Source organism: Erwinia endophytica, assembly GCF_009295515.1.
In the GTDB taxonomy this organism is placed as follows: Bacteria; Pseudomonadota; Gammaproteobacteria; order Enterobacterales; family Enterobacteriaceae; genus Erwinia; species Erwinia endophytica.
The window spans coordinates 50,087-65,327 of record NZ_RQVV01000003.1; the positions used below are offsets into that span (position 1 = coordinate 50,087).

At 55.4% G+C, this 15,241-nt stretch carries 12 protein-coding genes; 8 read left to right on the forward strand and 4 right to left on the reverse strand.

What is annotated here, in order from left to right; translation table 11 throughout:
• Nucleotides 1-38 precede the first annotated feature (38 nt).
• The 3 genes from EH228_RS00465 to yjfF are packed head-to-tail and all read left to right on the forward strand — an operon-like array spanning nt 39 to nt 3,556.
• Complete coding sequence (locus tag EH228_RS00465; protein WP_152319738.1) at nt 39-1,565, forward strand: sugar ABC transporter ATP-binding protein; 1,527 nt, start codon at nt 39-41, stop codon at nt 1,563-1,565.
• A complete protein-coding gene (gene ytfT / locus EH228_RS00470; RefSeq protein ID WP_152319739.1) occupies nt 1,558-2,577 on the forward strand; it encodes a galactofuranose ABC transporter, ATP-binding protein YtfT in 1,020 nt (339 codons plus the stop codon). Before EH228_RS00465 ends, ytfT begins: the two co-directional genes overlap by 8 nt.
• Nucleotides 2,570-3,556, forward strand: coding sequence for a galactofuranose ABC transporter, permease protein YjfF (gene yjfF, locus EH228_RS00475; RefSeq protein WP_152319740.1), 987 nt, complete (start codon nt 2,570-2,572; stop codon nt 3,554-3,556). The genes ytfT and yjfF overlap by 8 nt, the downstream gene beginning before the upstream one ends.
• A 169-nt stretch (nt 3,557-3,725) precedes the next feature.
• Here the strand turns inward: yjfF and araA are convergent, their stop codons facing one another.
• Entirely contained in the window at nt 3,726-5,231 is a 1,506-nt protein-coding gene (gene araA / locus EH228_RS00480) for an L-arabinose isomerase (RefSeq protein WP_152319960.1), read from the reverse strand.
• Between the two features lie 2 nt (nt 5,232-5,233).
• Entirely contained in the window at nt 5,234-6,925 is a 1,692-nt protein-coding gene (locus tag EH228_RS00485) for a ribulokinase (RefSeq protein ID WP_152319741.1), read from the reverse strand.
• A gap of 366 nt (nt 6,926-7,291) precedes the next feature.
• On the opposite strand from EH228_RS00485, the gene EH228_RS00490 reads away from it, so the two are divergent.
• The 5 genes from EH228_RS00490 to EH228_RS00510 all read left to right on the forward strand — a co-directional run bounded on the left by EH228_RS00490 (nt 7,292) and on the right by EH228_RS00510 (nt 12,895).
• Nucleotides 7,292-8,275, forward strand: coding sequence for an arabinose ABC transporter substrate-binding protein (locus EH228_RS00490; protein ID WP_152319742.1), 984 nt, complete (start codon nt 7,292-7,294; stop codon nt 8,273-8,275).
• Nucleotides 8,276-8,292: 17 nt separating this feature from the next.
• Nucleotides 8,293-9,816, forward strand: a complete 1,524-nt coding sequence (gene araG / locus EH228_RS00495) for an L-arabinose ABC transporter ATP-binding protein AraG (protein ID WP_152319743.1) — start codon at nt 8,293-8,295, stop codon at nt 9,814-9,816.
• 17 nt (nt 9,817-9,833) lie between these two features.
• Nucleotides 9,834-10,823, forward strand: coding sequence for an L-arabinose ABC transporter permease AraH (gene araH, locus EH228_RS00500; RefSeq protein WP_152319744.1), 990 nt, complete (start codon nt 9,834-9,836; stop codon nt 10,821-10,823).
• A 9-nt stretch (nt 10,824-10,832) separates the two neighbouring features.
• Nucleotides 10,833-11,750 (forward strand): arabinose operon transcriptional regulator AraC, encoded by a 918-nt coding sequence (gene araC / locus EH228_RS00505; protein WP_152319745.1) that lies wholly within the window; start codon nt 10,833-10,835, stop codon nt 11,748-11,750.
• A gap of 104 nt (nt 11,751-11,854) precedes the next feature.
• Complete coding sequence (locus EH228_RS00510; RefSeq protein ID WP_152319746.1) at nt 11,855-12,895, forward strand: oxidoreductase; 1,041 nt, start codon at nt 11,855-11,857, stop codon at nt 12,893-12,895.
• A 44-nt stretch (nt 12,896-12,939) separates the two neighbouring features.
• Here EH228_RS00510 and add read toward each other — a convergent pair whose 3' ends face one another.
• Nucleotides 12,940-13,938 (reverse strand): adenosine deaminase, encoded by a 999-nt coding sequence (add, locus tag EH228_RS00515; RefSeq protein WP_152319747.1) that lies wholly within the window; start codon nt 13,936-13,938, stop codon nt 12,940-12,942.
• A 95-nt stretch (nt 13,939-14,033) separates the two neighbouring features.
• Nucleotides 14,034-15,221, reverse strand: a complete 1,188-nt coding sequence (locus EH228_RS00520; protein WP_152319748.1) for a MalY/PatB family protein — start codon at nt 15,219-15,221, stop codon at nt 14,034-14,036.
• Between the last annotated feature and the right edge of the window lie 20 nt (nt 15,222-15,241).

A 15,241-nucleotide genomic window follows, 5' to 3' on the forward strand; every position in this document is an offset into this window, starting at 1 on the left:
CGCGCCAGGTGGCTTTTTCATGTGCGAGGCAAAGTCGTATGACCACCCGGATGACATCCTCTGCGCCGTTGTTGAGTATTCGCGGCGTCAGCAAAACCTTTCCCGGCGTTAAAGCGTTGGATAATGTTTCATTTGATATCCATCGTGGCGAAATAATGGCGCTGCTCGGTGAAAACGGGGCGGGAAAATCCACGCTGATTAAAGTCCTGACAGGCGTTTATAAACGCGATACCGGAACCATTACCCTGGCCGGCCGTGTGATTAATCCGCATAACACGGCGGCAGCCCAGGCGGCGGGAATGGGGACGGTTTATCAGGAGGTCAATCTGCTGCCGAATATGTCGGTGGCGGATAATCTTTTTATTGGGCGGGAGCCGCGGCGGTTGGGGTTAATTGACCGTAAGACGTTGGTGAAAAAAGCCCGAGAACTGCTGCAACGCTATGGTTTTGAACTGGATGTAACCCGGTCGCTCGGGCAGTATTCCGTCGCCATGCAGCAGATAATCGCTATCTGTCGTGCCGTGGATCTTTCGGCTCAGGTATTAATCCTTGATGAACCCACCGCCAGTCTGGATGCCAGTGAAGTGGCAATGCTGTTCACACTGATGAACCAGTTGAAAGCGAAGGGCATGGGGTTGATTTTTGTCAGTCACTTTCTCGACCAGGTTTACAACGTCAGCGACCGCATCACCGTATTACGCAACGGTCAGTTTATCGCGACCCATGAAACCAGCGCGTTGCCGCAGATCGAACTGATCAAATTGATGCTTGGACGTGAGTTGTCAGAGAGCGCGTTGCACCGTGCCGGGAGCACGCTGAAGCGCAATCAGCCGGTGGTGGAATTTAAAGATTACGGCAAGAAAGGGGTAATCGAACCCTTCAACCTGAGCGTGCGTCCTGGTGAGGCGGTGGGGCTGGCTGGTCTGTTGGGATCCGGGCGGACAGAAACCGCGGAATTACTGTTCGCTATCAGGCGAGCCGACAGTGGCAGTGCCTTCATCAGGGGGAAAAAATACACGATCAGAACACCCGCGCAGGCGGCAAAGTTGGGGATGGGCTTTTGCCCGGAAGATCGAAAAACCGAAGGTATTGTCGGGGCGGCTTCGGTACAGGAAAACATTATTCTGGCCCTGCAGGTGCAGCGGGGCTGGTTGCGCCCGATTAAGCGGCGGGAGCAACAGGAGATAGCCGGGCGTTTTATCCGTAGTCTGGGGATCCGCACGCCGCACGCCGACCAGCCGGTGGAGCTGCTTTCCGGGGGCAATCAGCAGAAGGTGTTGCTTTCTCGCTGGCTGGTGACTAAACCGCAGTTCCTGATCCTTGATGAACCCACGCGTGGCATCGATGTTGGCGCGCATGCCGACATTATCCGCCTGATTGAATCACTTTGCGCCGACGGTCTGGCGTTGCTGGTGATTTCGTCGGAGCTGGAGGAACTGGTGGGGTATGCGGATCGGGTGCTTATCTTACGTGACCGTCGGCAGGTGGCTGAGATCCCGCTGGAGCAGCTTTCCGTCGCGGCCATTGTCAAGGCAATTGCGGCGGGAGGGGAACCACATGCTTGAGTCACATCGGTTGCCGGGGAAATTGCCGATGCTAAAACGCAAACGCCCTGTCGGGTTGCCGCAGATAGCGGCGCTGGTGTTGGTGCTGATTGCCGACAGCCTGGTGGCGCACCATTTTTTTGCCATCCATTTACAGGAAGGGCGATTGTTTGGCAGCCCGATTGACATTCTTAATCGGGCTGCGCCAGTCGCCCTGTTATCCATTGGTATGACGCTGGTAATCGCTACTGGTGGCATCGATCTTTCGGTTGGCGCGGTAATGGCGATTGCTGGCGCGACGGCGGCAACGCTGACCGTTTCGGGCCACAGCCTGCCAGTGATTATTCTGACCACGCTGGCAACTGGCGTACTGTGCGGTTTATGGAATGGTGTACTGGTGGCGCTGCTGAAGATCCAACCGTTTGTGGCCACGTTAATCCTGATGGTGGCGGGACGTGGGATCGCGCAACTGATCACGCAGGGGCAAATCATTACCTTTGACAAGGAATCGCTGGCGTGGCTGGGCAGCGGTTCATGGTGGACCTTGCCGGTTCCGCTGTGGATAACCCTGGTGGTGGCGATTCTGGTGGCGTTGCTGACACGCAAAACGGCCCTGGGGATGTTTATCGAAGCCGTGGGGATCAATCTGCGCGCCGCCCGTAATGCTGGGGTGAATAGCTGGCTGGTAGTGATGAGTACCTATATTGTCAGTGGATTGTGTGCGGGGGTTGCCGGGTTGATCGTGGCGGCGGATATTCGTGGCGCGGATGCCAATAACGCCGGATTGTGGCTGGAGATGGATGCGATCCTCGCGGTAGTGATTGGCGGCGCTTCGCTGATGGGCGGCCGCTTTAATATGCTGTTGTCGCTGATTGGCGCACTGATTATCCAGGCGATGAATACGGGCATTCTGCTGTCCGGCTTTCCGCCGGAATTGAACCAGGTGGTGAAGGCCATCGTGGTGATGGTGGTATTGCTTATCCAGTCACCGCGCTTTATTCAACTGTTTAACAGGGGGCGAAAAGGTGGTTAAACGACATCTGCCGTTAATGATAACGCTGCTGGTGTTTGTCGCAGGTTATCTGTTTTGCCTGGGTCAGTTTCCGGGTTTTGCTTCCACGCGGGTGATTGCCAATATTCTGACGGATAATGCTTTCCTCGGCATTATCGCTGTGGGCATGACTTTCGTTATCCTTTCTGGGGGGATCGATCTGTCGGTCGGCGCCGTCATCGCCTTTACGGGGGTGTTTCTGGCACGGATGATCGGCGATTACCATCTCGATCCCTGGCTGGCGTTTGCGCTGGTGATGGTGATGGGGGCGGCCTTTGGGGCGATGATGGGCTGGCTGATTGATGCGCTGCAAATCCCCGCTTTTATTATCACCCTGGCCGGGATGTTTTTTCTGCGCGGCAGTAGTTATCTGGTGGCCGAGAGTTCGATACCGATCAACCATCCATTGTATGTCACGTTGTCGGGATTGGCATGGAAGATCCCCGGCGGAGGGCGGTTGAGCCTGTTAGCGGTGATCATGCTGTTTGTGGTGGTGGTGGGGATAATCCTGGCGCACCGCAGCCGCTTTGGTAATCAGGTGTATGCCATTGGCGGCAATGCGACCTCCGCGCAACTGATGGGGATTTCGACACGCAGTACGACGGTGAGAATTTATATGTTGTCATCGGCGCTGGCGACACTGGCCGGGATCGTCTTTTCCCTCTATACCTCTGCGGGTTATGCGCTGGCGGGAATGGGCGTTGAGCTGGATGCGATTGCCTCGGTAGTGATTGGCGGCACATTGTTGTCCGGTGGGGTGGGAACCGTGCTGGGCACCCTGTTTGGGGTGTTGATTCAGGGGTTGATCCAGACATGGATTAATTTTGATGGCACACTGAGTTCATGGTGGACGAAAATCGCGATTGGTATTTTGTTGTTTGCTTTTATTACGTTGCAAAGATTACTGACGGTAATGTGGCAACGGCAGCAGAATGCGCCGGTGAAGCGACTGGCGCCATAGCAGATCAGTTCAGGGGCCGCAGGGACACGGCAAACAGGGGCGGAGGGGCGAATGTACCTCCCTCCGGCCTGCACCGATGCTCGATGCTAACCAGCCCCTCACCTTCATACCTCATGCGGGTCAACGTGTGACGGTGGCTCAGCAAACCGCTCAGACTCCTGCGCAAACCTTAGCGCTGATTGAGCCGGTAATAAGCCTCGTTCCAGCGTAATGCGTCCCTGAAGTTGTGCAGGGTGGTGGTTTCATCAATCACCATCACTTCAATCCCGTGCATTTCGCCGTACTGGCGCATATCGTCCACTGTCAGCGCCTGACTAAAGACGGTATGGTGTGCGCCGCCGCCGAGGATCCAGGCTTCCGCCGCGGTCGCCAGTGATGGTTGCGCCTGCCATAGCGCGCGGGCGACCGGGAGTTTGGGCAGGGGGTGCGGTTGCTCAATGGCATCCACTACATTGACCAACAGGCGGAACCGGTCGCCGATATCGATAACGCTGGCGTTTACCGCCTGACCGGCAGGGGTGGAAAAAATCAGCCGCGCGGGATCGGCTTTACCGCCAATCCCCAGATACTGTACGTCGAGTAGCGGACGGGATTCGCGGGCGACAGAAGGACACACTTCCAGCATATGCGAACCGAGTACCAGTTCGTTACCGGGTGAAAAGTGATAGGTGTAATCTTCCATAAATGAAGTACCGCCAGGCAGACCGCTGGCCATTACTTTGAAAATGTACAGCAACGCGGCGGTTTTCCAGTCGCCTTCACCCGCAAAACCGTATCCCTGCGCCATCAGACGCTGAACCGCCAGACCTGGCAGTTGCGTCATGCCGTGCAGGGTCTGGAAGTTGGTGGTGAAGGCCATGCAGCCTTCCGCCTGCAGGAAACGTTTGAGCCCCAGTTCGATCCTTGCCGCATCCAGTACGTTCTGGCGTTTTTCGCCATGGGCGGCAGCCACGGGAGTAAAGTCATACAGGCTTTCGTATTCATCGACCAGCGTGTTGACATCACTATCGCTGACGTCGTTGATCACCGTCACCAGATCGCCAATCCCCCAGCCGTTCACCGCATAACCAAACTGGATCTGTGCGGCCACTTTGTCGCCTTCCGTTACCGCCACTTCCCGCATGTTATCGCCAAAACGCGCCACCTTCAGATTTTGGCTGGCCTGCTTCGCGGCGGCGGCCCGCATCCATTTTCCGATGCGTTGCTGCGCAGTGTTATCCTGCCAGTGTCCGGTGACGACGCTGTGCGGCAGACGCATCCGCGCGCCGATGAAACCGAACTCCCGGCCGCCATGCGCAGTCTGGTTCAGGTTCATAAAATCCATATCCATACTGTCCCACGGGATCTCGGCGTTGAACTGGGTATGGAACTGCAGCAGTGGTTTGTTGAGGATCGACAGACCGCCAATCCACATTTTGGCCGGTGAAAAGGTATGCAGCCAGGTGATAATGCCCAGACAATCCTCTGCATAATTAGCCTGTCGGCAGAGCGCCAGGGCTTCGTCCGGACTTTTCACCAACGGTTTCAGGATCAGGGGAAACGGCAGATTACCCTGGCGATTCAGTCCATCCGCCACCTGTTGGGCATGATGTTCAACCTGACGTAAGGTCTCCGTGCCATAAAGATGCTGAGTACCAATCACCAACCAGACATTAAGCGCGTTGTGCTGAGTCATCATTATTCTCCTGATATTTTTGACGGATGCGCGGCGAAGAGTGGCTCGGCCGTTTCACACCATTGAAGGTAACGTTGATACAGTTGCTGATAGCGAGCAATACGGGTCGCATCAGGCTGCAACGTTGTGGCGACTGGGCTGGCCATTTTTCGTTGCGCTGTGGGGATATCGGCATATATGCCCGCGGCAACGGCGGCAAAAATCGCCGCGCCCAGCGCGCAGCATTCATCCGATGCAACGATATCCAGTGGACGGTTCATCACGTCGCAGCACACCTGCATAATGGCTGGCGATTTACGGGCAATGCCGCCCAACGTCATCAGGCTGGCGACGGGAATATCCTGCTGCTCAAAACACTCCATAATCGCCCGTGCGCCAAACGCGGTGGCGGCAATAAAGCCACCAAACAAGGTTGGCGCGTCAGTCCCCAGATTCAGATCGGTGATGACGCCTTTCAGCCGCTGATTAGCAAACGGCGTACGGCGACCATTAAACCAGTCGAGCACCACGGGCAGATGATCCAGTTGCGGATCGGCGACCCAGGCGTTGGTCAGCTCGTTGAGCAGATTTTTCTGTATGCCAGCCAGTTCCGCCTGCAGGTGAGGGTGTTGTTCTGTCGCCTGAACCAGCGGCCAGCTCAGCAGATGGCTGAACCAGGCGTACATATCGCCAAAGGCGGATTGTCCGGCTTCCAGTCCAATCATGCCGGGGAGCACGCTGCCATTGACCTGGCCGCAGATGCCCTTTATCGCGCGATTGCCGACGCGTTGCTCATCGGCAATCAGGATGTCGCACGTGGAGGTACCGATAACCTTAACCAGGGTGTAAGGCCCGGCTCCCGCGCCGACCGCCCCCATATGGCAGTCGAAAGCCCCGCCGGAAATAGTCACGTTCTCCGTTAGCCCAAGACGAGCCGCCCACTCCGGCGTGAGCGTCCCGACCGGCAGATCAGCGGTCCAGGTCTCGGTAAACAGCGGCAGGTCGAGATGTTGGTTCAGTATGGGGTCCAGCGCCTGTAAAAACGCGGTTGTTGGCAACCCCTGCCAGTCCGGATGCCACAGCGATTTGTGACCGGCCGCGCAGCGGCCGCGGCGGATGGCATGGGGAGCAGTGGTGCCGCTGAGCAGGGCCGGAACCCAGTCGCACAGTTCAATCCACGATACTGCCGCGGCATGTACCGCGGCGTCTTCACGGCTGATGTGCAGGATTTTGGCCCAGAACCATTCCGAAGAATAAATACCGCCAATAAAGCGGGAGTAATCCGCAAACTTTCCGCTGTGACACAGGGCGGTAATCTCCTCGGCTTCTTTGATAGCGGTGTGATCTTTCCACAAGACGAACATCGCATTGGGGTTTTCCGCGAACTCCGGACGTAGCGCCAGCACCTTGCCATCGGCATCGATCGGGGCAGGGGTGGACCCGGTTGAATCTACGCCGATACCGACAACGTTTTGTCGCTGTTCAGGTGATAATTTTGTGACAACGTCACTAATGGCTTGTTCAAAAGCGTCAATATAGTCTTGTGGATGGTGACGAAACTGGTTGATACGGCTCTGACAGAACTTCCCGGCTTGCCAGCGTGGATACGCCACGACCTGCCGGTATAGCTCTTTGCCGCTGGCGCAATCCACCGCCAGCGCGCGTACCGAATCGCTGCCAAAGTCCAGTCCTATCGTAATGGCGTCCACCTGCATTCTTTCTTCTCCTGGTGGTCATGAGTAGGGTCTCTTTACCCTAAGAAGCGGTGATGGCGATAGTGAGGAAATGGCCGCTACATATATGCATTTTCCTGCCATCTGCGGCGCTTTTGTGATGGCGATCAAATGTTATGAAAAGGTTAATATTGCTAAATATATGCATAATTTTGCTGTTATCTCAGGGTGTGATAGCGCTCTCTCTTTCGCGGCAATATTACCGTTACAACTAGCGCTTACCGGCCGCGTCATTCGTTGATGAACCGGGCCGAAAGAACCATGAATACAGCTCGTTAAGTTTTCAGCATTCCGATTGTTACCGATTACATCACACCGCGAAAAGCGGGTATTGCGCCGGAGAGCCTCATGCACAAAATTATCCATGCGTTGGCCGCTATTGGCCTCGCCGCCGTTATGTCACATTCAGCTATAGCCGATACGATGAAGTTGGGTTTCCTGGTCAAACAGCCAGAGGAACCCTGGTTCCAGACAGAATGGAGATTTGCCGATAAAGCGGGCAAGGATATGGGCTTTGAAGTGATCAAAATTGCCGTTCCCGATGGCGAAAAAACCCTTAATGCAATTGACAGCCTGGCCGCCAGCGGCGCCAAAGGGTTCGTTATCTGTACGCCGGATCCGAAACTGGGGGCCGCTATTGTGGCGAAGGCGCGCAGTTATGGTTTAAAGGTGATTGCGGTTGACGATCAGTTTGTTACCGCGAAAGGCAAGCCGATGGATACGGTGCCGCTGGTGATGATGGCCGCCAGCAAAATCGGCGAACGCCAGGGGCAGGAACTGTATAAAGAGATGCAAAAACGCGGCTGGGAGGTGAAAGATACCGCGGTAATGGCCATCACCGCAGATGAGTTGGATACCGCCCGTCGTCGCACTACCGGCTCAATGGACGCGCTGAAAGCGGCGGGTTTCCCCGTGGCACAAATCTTCAAAGTCCCGACTAAATCCAATGATATCCCTGGTGCGTTTGATGCCGGTAACTCATTGCTGGTACAGCATCCGGGGGTCAAACACTGGTTGATCATCGGGATGAATGACAACACGGTGCTCGGCGGCGTACGGGCGACGGAAGGTCAGGGTTTCAAGGCGGCGGATGTGATTGGCATTGGTATTAACGGCGTGGATGCTGTCAGCGAATTATCCAAGAGCGAAGCCACCGGTTTCTATGGTTCTCTGCTACCCAGTCCCGACGTGCATGGCTACAAAAGTATCCAGATGCTCTACAACTGGGTGACCAAAGGCGTTGAGCCGCCGAAATTTACCGAAGTGACCGACGTGGTGCTGATAACCCGTGACAACTTCAAAACCGAGTTGGCTAAAAAAGGCCTGATGTAACGTTCGCCGGAGGATTAATGAGTATGCAACCCCCTTATCTCAGCTTTCACGGCATCGGCAAAACTTTTCCGGGCGTGAAGGCGCTGCAGGATATCAGCTTCGACTGTGCCGCGGGTCAGATCCATGCATTGATGGGCGAAAATGGCGCCGGTAAGTCCACGCTGCTGAAGATCCTCAGTGGCAGCTATCAGCCCAGCAGTGGCGAGATCCGCATTAAGGGCCAACCCGTCAGTTTCAGCCAGGCTACCGATGCGCTGGATGCCGGCATTGCCATTATCTACCAGGAACTGCACCTGGTGCCTGAAATGTCGATCGCTGAAAATATCTACCTTGGACAGTTACCGCAACGGGCGGGTTTGGTTAACCGCTCGCTGTTGCGTTATGAAGCAGGGCAGCAACTGGAAAATTTAGGGATGGATATCGATCCGGATACGCCGCTGAAAAACCTCTCGTTGGGGCAGTGGCAGATGGTGGAAATTGCCAAGGCGTTGGCGCGCAACGCCAAAATTATTGCTTTCGATGAACCGACCAGTTCACTTTCCGCACGTGAGATTGAACATCTGTTCCGGGTTATTCGCAAACTGCGTTCACTGGGCAGGGTGGTCTTGTATGTTTCGCACCGTATGGAAGAAATTTTCGCGCTCAGCGATGCCATTACCGTCTTTAAAGACGGACGCTATGTCCGGACTTTCACTGACGTGGCCAATACCAGCCATGATCAACTGGTGCAGGCGATGGTGGGGCGTGAAATCGGCGACATTTACGGCTATACGCCGCGTCAAATCGGCGAGGTACGGCTGAAACTGGACAATGTACAGGCGAAAGGCGTGCGCATGCCCATTTCGCTGAGTGTAAGAGCAGGCGAAATCGTTGGCCTGTTCGGTCTGGTCGGTGCCGGACGTAGTGAATTGATGAAAGGGTTGTTCGGCGCGACAAAACTGACCGGCGGTGAACTGTGGCTGGATGGTCAGAAGGTGGTGATAACCGAACCCATCCATGCAATTCGGGCCGGTATTTTACTGTGTCCGGAAGACCGTAAAGCCGATGGCATTATCGCCGTGCACTCGGTACGTGACAATATTAACATCAGCGCCAGACGTAATAATCTCCTTGCCGGATACCTGATCAATAATCAGTGGGAAAACCACAATGCGCAAAGCCATATCCGCGCCCTGAATATCAAAACCCCGTCGGCGGATCAGCCGATCATCAACCTTTCTGGCGGTAATCAACAGAAGGCTATTCTTGGTCGCTGGTTGTCGGAAGAGATGAAAGTGATCCTGCTGGATGAGCCCACCCGCGGTATTGACGTCGGCGCGAAGCATGAAATCTACACCCTGATTTATGCGCTGGCTAAACAGGGCATAGCGGTGCTGTTCGCCTCCAGCGACCTGCCTGAAGTGATGGGGGTTGCCGATCGTATTGTGGTCATGCGCGAAGGGGAAATTGCGGGTGAACTGAGCCATGACGATGCGACCGAAGCCAGGACGCTGAGTCTGGCGATGCCCAAAACAACGCAACAAATTGCCGCTGTGGCCTGATCTGAAGGAGATCTATTATGTCATCTTCTACCACGTCTTCTGCAACACCGCCGGGAAGATCTCAGCGTGTTAACCTGACTCGCATCTGGGATAACTTCGGCATGCTGGTGGTGTTCGCCGTACTGTTTATTGGTTGTACCGTGTTTGTGCCGAACTTTGGCACCCTGATCAATATGAAAGGGCTCGGTCTGGCGATGTCGATGTCTGGCATGGTGGCCTGCGGCATGTTGTTTTGCCTGGCTTCCGGCGACTTTGACCTCTCCGTCGCCTCGGTGATTGCCTGCGCGGGCGTCACCACGGCGGTGGTCATTAATATGACCGAGAGTCTGTGGATCGGCATTTTTGCGGGGTTGCTGCTGGGTGTGGCGTGCGGATTTGTTAATGGTTTTGTGATAGCCAGGTTGAAGATCAATGCGCTGATCACTACCCTGGCGACCATGCAGATTGTTCGCGGGCTGGCCTATATTTTCTCCGACGGTAAAGCGGTGGGGATTGAGGATGAGCGTTTTTTCACCCTGGGCTATGCCAACTGGCTGGGGGTGCCTGCGCCGGTCTGGCTGACCATCGTGACGATGGTGATTTTTGGTTTTCTGTTGAATAAAACCACTTTTGGCCGCAACACGTTGGCGATCGGGGGAAATGAAGAAGCCGCGAGGCTGGCTGGGGTGCCCGTGGTACGCACCCGCATCATTATTTTTATTCTTTCCGGACTGGTTTCGGCGGCGGCGGGGATAATCCTGGCTTCGCGTATGACCAGCGGACAGCCGATGACCTCGCTGGGCTATGAGCTGATTGTCATTTCGGCCTGTGTATTGGGCGGGGTTTCTCTGAAGGGCGGTATTGGTAAAATTTCCTATGTGGTGGCGGGGGTCCTGATCCTCGGAACGGTTGAGAATGCGATGAATCTTCTTAATATTTCGCCTTTTTCACAGTACGTGGTGCGCGGTTTGATACTGTTAGCCGCGGTGATTTTCGACCGTTATAAACAGAAAGCGAAAGCGGCCTGAGGAAAGATCATGTACCACCGTTTAGCGCCGATGGCACAATCGAATCCATTGCTCCCCGGTTATCCTTTTGATGCCTGGCTGGTGGCCGGGCTGACCCCCATTAACGCGGGTGATCCGCTGGATTTCTTTGTTGACCGCCCACTCGGAATGAAGGGGTACATCATTAACCTGACACTCAAAGGACAAGGGCAGATCTTCAGTGGTGAAGAGGCTTTTCACTGTCAACCTGGCGATCTGTTGTTGTTCCAGCCCAAAACGCCCCATTATTATGGCCGGTCACCAGAAAGTGACTGTTGGCATCACCGCTGGATTTATTTTCGACCGCGTGCATACTGGAACGACTGGCTGGTATGGCAGGACCTGACCCGTGGAGTAGGACGATTGCGTTTGCCAGAACGGTTGTGTGGGGAGTTCGAGCGATTATTCGCCAATATTGAACGGACCCATACTTCCGGGCGTCGCTTTGCTGAAGAGTTGGCGATGAATCTGTTGGAAAGACTGCTATTGCGGGCAGTAGAGGAAGACCCCCGTAGTCATCAACAGATCCGTGATCCGCGAGTCATTGAGGCCTGTCAGTATGTCACCAGCAATCTTGCCGGAGAGTTGAAGATTGAGGCAGTGGCAAATCATGTCTGCCTTTCTCCGTCACGGCTGGCACACCTGTTTCGTGAGCAGATGGGGGTTAATTTACTGCGTTGGCGTGAGGACCAGCGGGTGATCCGCGCTAAGCTGTTGCTGCAAACCACCCAGGAGCCGATAGCGACGATCGGTCGTATTGTCGGCTATGACGATCAGTTGTATTTTTCCCGCGTATTTCGTAAAAGGGTTGGGGTCAGCCCCAGTGATTTCCGCCGTCGCGCACTTGATACTCATGATTCGTTGGCAGGGCATGAGAACTGGGATTTGACCAGCAGCGTTACCCTGTAACGTATTTCGTCTACTTTACGTGCAGAACATTTCAGGTAATTTTCACTTGTTGTTAGCCAGACGATAGTCTTAAATCATCAGGGTAAGCGACAAGAGGAATACCGATGAGCGATAAAATTCGTGTTGGGCTGGTGGGTTATGGTTTTGCCAGCAAAACCTTTCATGCCCCGTTAATCGCTGGAACCGCCGGGATGGAACTGGCGGCCATTTCCAGCAGCGATGCCGGTAAAGTCCATGCCGACTGGCCACAGACCCTGGCTGTATCGTCCCCGCAGGCGCTGTTCGATGATCCTTCGCTTCAGCTCATTGTCATCCCCACGCCGAATGATACCCATTTCCCGCTGGCAAAAGCCGCCCTCAATGCCGGTAAGCATGTGGTGGTCGATAAACCCTTTACCGTCACCTTGTCACAGGCTCGTGAACTGGGCGCGCTGGCGAAAGCGAAAGGACGGTTGCTGTCCGTTTTCCATAACCGCCGTTGGGACAGTGATTTCCTGACACTGAAGGCGTTACTGGCAGCAGGCACATTAGGTGAAGTCCGTTATTTTGAGTCACATTTCGATCGTTTCCGTCCAGAGGTGCGCAACCGCTGGCGTGAACAGCAGGGGGCGGGTAGCGGCATTTGGTATGATTTAGGGCCGCACCTGGTTGACCAGGCACTGCAACTGTTCGGTTCGCCGGTCGCTATCAATGTCGATATGGCCGAGCTGCGTCCGGGTGCGCAAACCACGGATTATTTCCATGCGGTGCTGACTTATCCGCAACGCCGGGTGGTATTGCACGCCAGTATGCTGGTCGCGGCGGAGTCCTCGCGTTACCGGGTGCATGGCACGAAAGGTAGCTATGTGAAATACGGCCTCGATCCGCAGGAAGATAATTTGAAAGCAGGTGCCCGCCCACCGCAGGAAGACTGGGGTTATGATATGCGCGATGGTGTGCTGACGTTAGCCAGCGGCGAGCTTATGACGGAAAAGACCCTGCTGACCTCGCCGGGCAACTATCCGGCTTATTATGCCGCTATTCGTAATGCGCTTAACGGCACTGGCGACAATCCGGTCACGGTGGCGGAGGCTATTCAGGTCATGGAACTTATCGAGCTGGGTTTGCAATCGGCAGAAAAACGCCAGACCATGACCCTGAAATGAGAGAACAGCCATCTGCCGCTCACTGCGGCAGATGGCTGAGTGGCTTACGCAGCCACTTTTGCGCGGATCGCCGCTTTCTCAGCGTCAGTTAAAAACGCCATTTTCAGGCCATTCTCCTGCGCCGTGCGGATCTGGGCTTTGCTCAGGCCAGCCGCCGGTGCGGCTATCTGATATTCATGCGCCAGCTCAATCCCCTGTACCGCCGGATCATCCGTGTTAATGGTGGCAAGTATCCCGTTATCGAGGAAAGTCGCCAGGGGATGTTGCGCCAGGGATGATACGGTGCTGGTCTGGATATTGGAGGTCAGGCAGGACTCTACGCCAATGTGGTGGGTGGCGAGGAAATCCATCAATGCCGGATCTTCTACGGCCTTCACGCCATGACCGATACGTTCAGCGCCCAATTCGCGAATGGCCTGCCAGATGCTCTCCGGGCCGGCGGCTTCGCCAGCGTGCACGGTAATGCGGAAACCGGCATCACGGGCCCGGTTAAAGTGGCTGAGGAACAAGCGACCAGGGAAGCCCAGCTCATCGCCAGCCAGATCGAGTGCGGTGATGTGGTCGCGGTGAGCCAGCAGTCCTTCCAGCTCGCGCAGACAGGCTTCTTCACCAAAGGTCCGGCTCATTATCCCGATCAGGCGCACCGTAATATCATGCTGTTGACACCCGGCGCGAACCCCGTCAATCACCGCTTCCACCACACCTGCGACCGGCAGGTTGTGCGTCATCGCCATATAACCAGGCGAAAAACGCAGCTCCACATAGTGAATACCGGCCCGGGCGGCATCTTCGACGTTTTCCCGGGCCACGCGGCGGCAGGCGTCCAGTGAGCCCAGCATTTTTACGCCCCAGTCCAGTTTTTGCAGGAAGCTGACCAAATCAGGCTCGTGTTGGGTGACCTGGACATGTGGACGCAGCGTTTCCAGCGTGGAAGCGGGCAGGGTAAGGTTAAACTCGCGGCCTAAATCGAGGATGGTTTGTGCACGGATATTGCCATCAAGGTGGCGATGAATATCGGTGAGGGGAAGCTGACTGTCGATCATGTGGCTGCACTCTGTAACCGTAATGTGCAGATCAGTATAAAAACATTTTGCGCAACTCCGCCAGTGAATTGCGCCATCTCCGGGTTAACTGCCGATTATTTAAGCCTGGCGGCACGACAACGCGTCAGTCCCGCGATTAACCGCGTCAGTCCGTCATCGACTTTACTGCGCGGGCAGCCGACGTTCAGTCGTATATAACTTTCACTGTGCTGGCCATAGGTATAACCCGGCATGATCGCCACTTTTTGTTCCTCGATGAGTCCTTTTTGCAACTGATATGGCTCAATGTGCAGTGGATCCAGATCGATCCACGCCAGATAGGTCGCCTGTGGCGGCTGCCAGTTGAGTTCTGGAAAGGCCTGATTGAGCCGTTGCGCCACATGGTGCAGATTGTCATGCAGATAGCGGCGTAGCGCATCCAGCCAGGCACTGCCGTGGCGATAAGCGGCAATGTGTGCGGCGACCGACAATACGGCGGGAGAGGACAGACCATCGGCATTTTTCAGCGCCTGGAACCAGGCGAGACGGTCCGGCTGATCACTGATAAAGCCATAAGCACCGGTCAGTGCCGGAATATTGAAACTCTTCGAGGCCGAGGTAAACAGTGCCCAGCGATCACTGCCGACTTGTGACCAGGGGATATGCTGCACCTCGTCCATTACCATATCCATGTGAATTTCATCACTGATCACCTGCACATGATGGCGTTGGCACAGGGCGGCGATGTGCTCCAGTTCCTGACGCCGCCAGACTTTACCGGTTGGATTGTGTGGGTTGCACAGTAACAGAATTTTGCACTCATCCCGCGCCAGTAATCTTGCCAGCCCGGTCATATCGCACTGCCACTCAGCCCCATGACGCTGTAGCGGAAGCGCCAGAACTTTACGCTGATTGCCTTCGATCGTTTTATAAAATGCGTCGTAAGCGGGAGTATGGATGACCACGCCATCACCCGGTTGCGACCAGTGACGGATCATCTGCGCCACCATATACATTACCGATGGGCCGTAGACTATCTGTTCCGGAGAGACGTTGACGGCGAAACGCTGTTGATACCAGTGGGCAATAGCGGAAAGAAAATCGTCATGCTGCCAGCGACTGTAGCCCAGCACACCGTGCGCCACACGTCGGTGCAGCTCTGCGATGACGCAGGGCGCGGTAGCGAAATCCATATCAGAAATAGTGAAGGGCAGTAAATCCGCATGGCCAAAGCGGTCGGCGACAAAATCCCATTGGGTACACCAACTGCCGCGGCGGTCCACCACGTGGTCAAAATCAAACATAGCAACCTCAAGGTAAAACA

Coding starts and splice junctions, on each gene's coding strand:
- EH228_RS00490 (WP_152319742.1), top strand. CDS start 7,292: ATGCACAAAATTATCCATGCGTTGGCCGCTATTGGCCTCGCCGCCGTT.
- araH (WP_152319744.1), top strand. CDS start 9,834: ATGTCATCTTCTACCACGTCTTCTGCAACACCGCCGGGAAGATCTCAG.
- EH228_RS00465 (WP_152319738.1), top strand. CDS start 39: ATGACCACCCGGATGACATCCTCTGCGCCGTTGTTGAGTATTCGCGGC.
- ytfT (WP_152319739.1), top strand. CDS start 1,558: ATGCTTGAGTCACATCGGTTGCCGGGGAAATTGCCGATGCTAAAACGC.
- araG (WP_152319743.1), top strand. CDS start 8,293: ATGAGTATGCAACCCCCTTATCTCAGCTTTCACGGCATCGGCAAAACT.
- araA (WP_152319960.1), bottom strand. CDS start 5,231: ATGACTCAGCACAACGCGCTTAATGTCTGGTTGGTGATTGGTACTCAG.
- EH228_RS00510 (WP_152319746.1), top strand. CDS start 11,855: ATGAGCGATAAAATTCGTGTTGGGCTGGTGGGTTATGGTTTTGCCAGC.
- EH228_RS00485 (WP_152319741.1), bottom strand. CDS start 6,925: ATGCAGGTGGACGCCATTACGATAGGACTGGACTTTGGCAGCGATTCG.
- EH228_RS00520 (WP_152319748.1), bottom strand. CDS start 15,221: ATGTTTGATTTTGACCACGTGGTGGACCGCCGCGGCAGTTGGTGTACC.
- add (WP_152319747.1), bottom strand. CDS start 13,938: ATGATCGACAGTCAGCTTCCCCTCACCGATATTCATCGCCACCTTGAT.
- araC (WP_152319745.1), top strand. CDS start 10,833: ATGTACCACCGTTTAGCGCCGATGGCACAATCGAATCCATTGCTCCCC.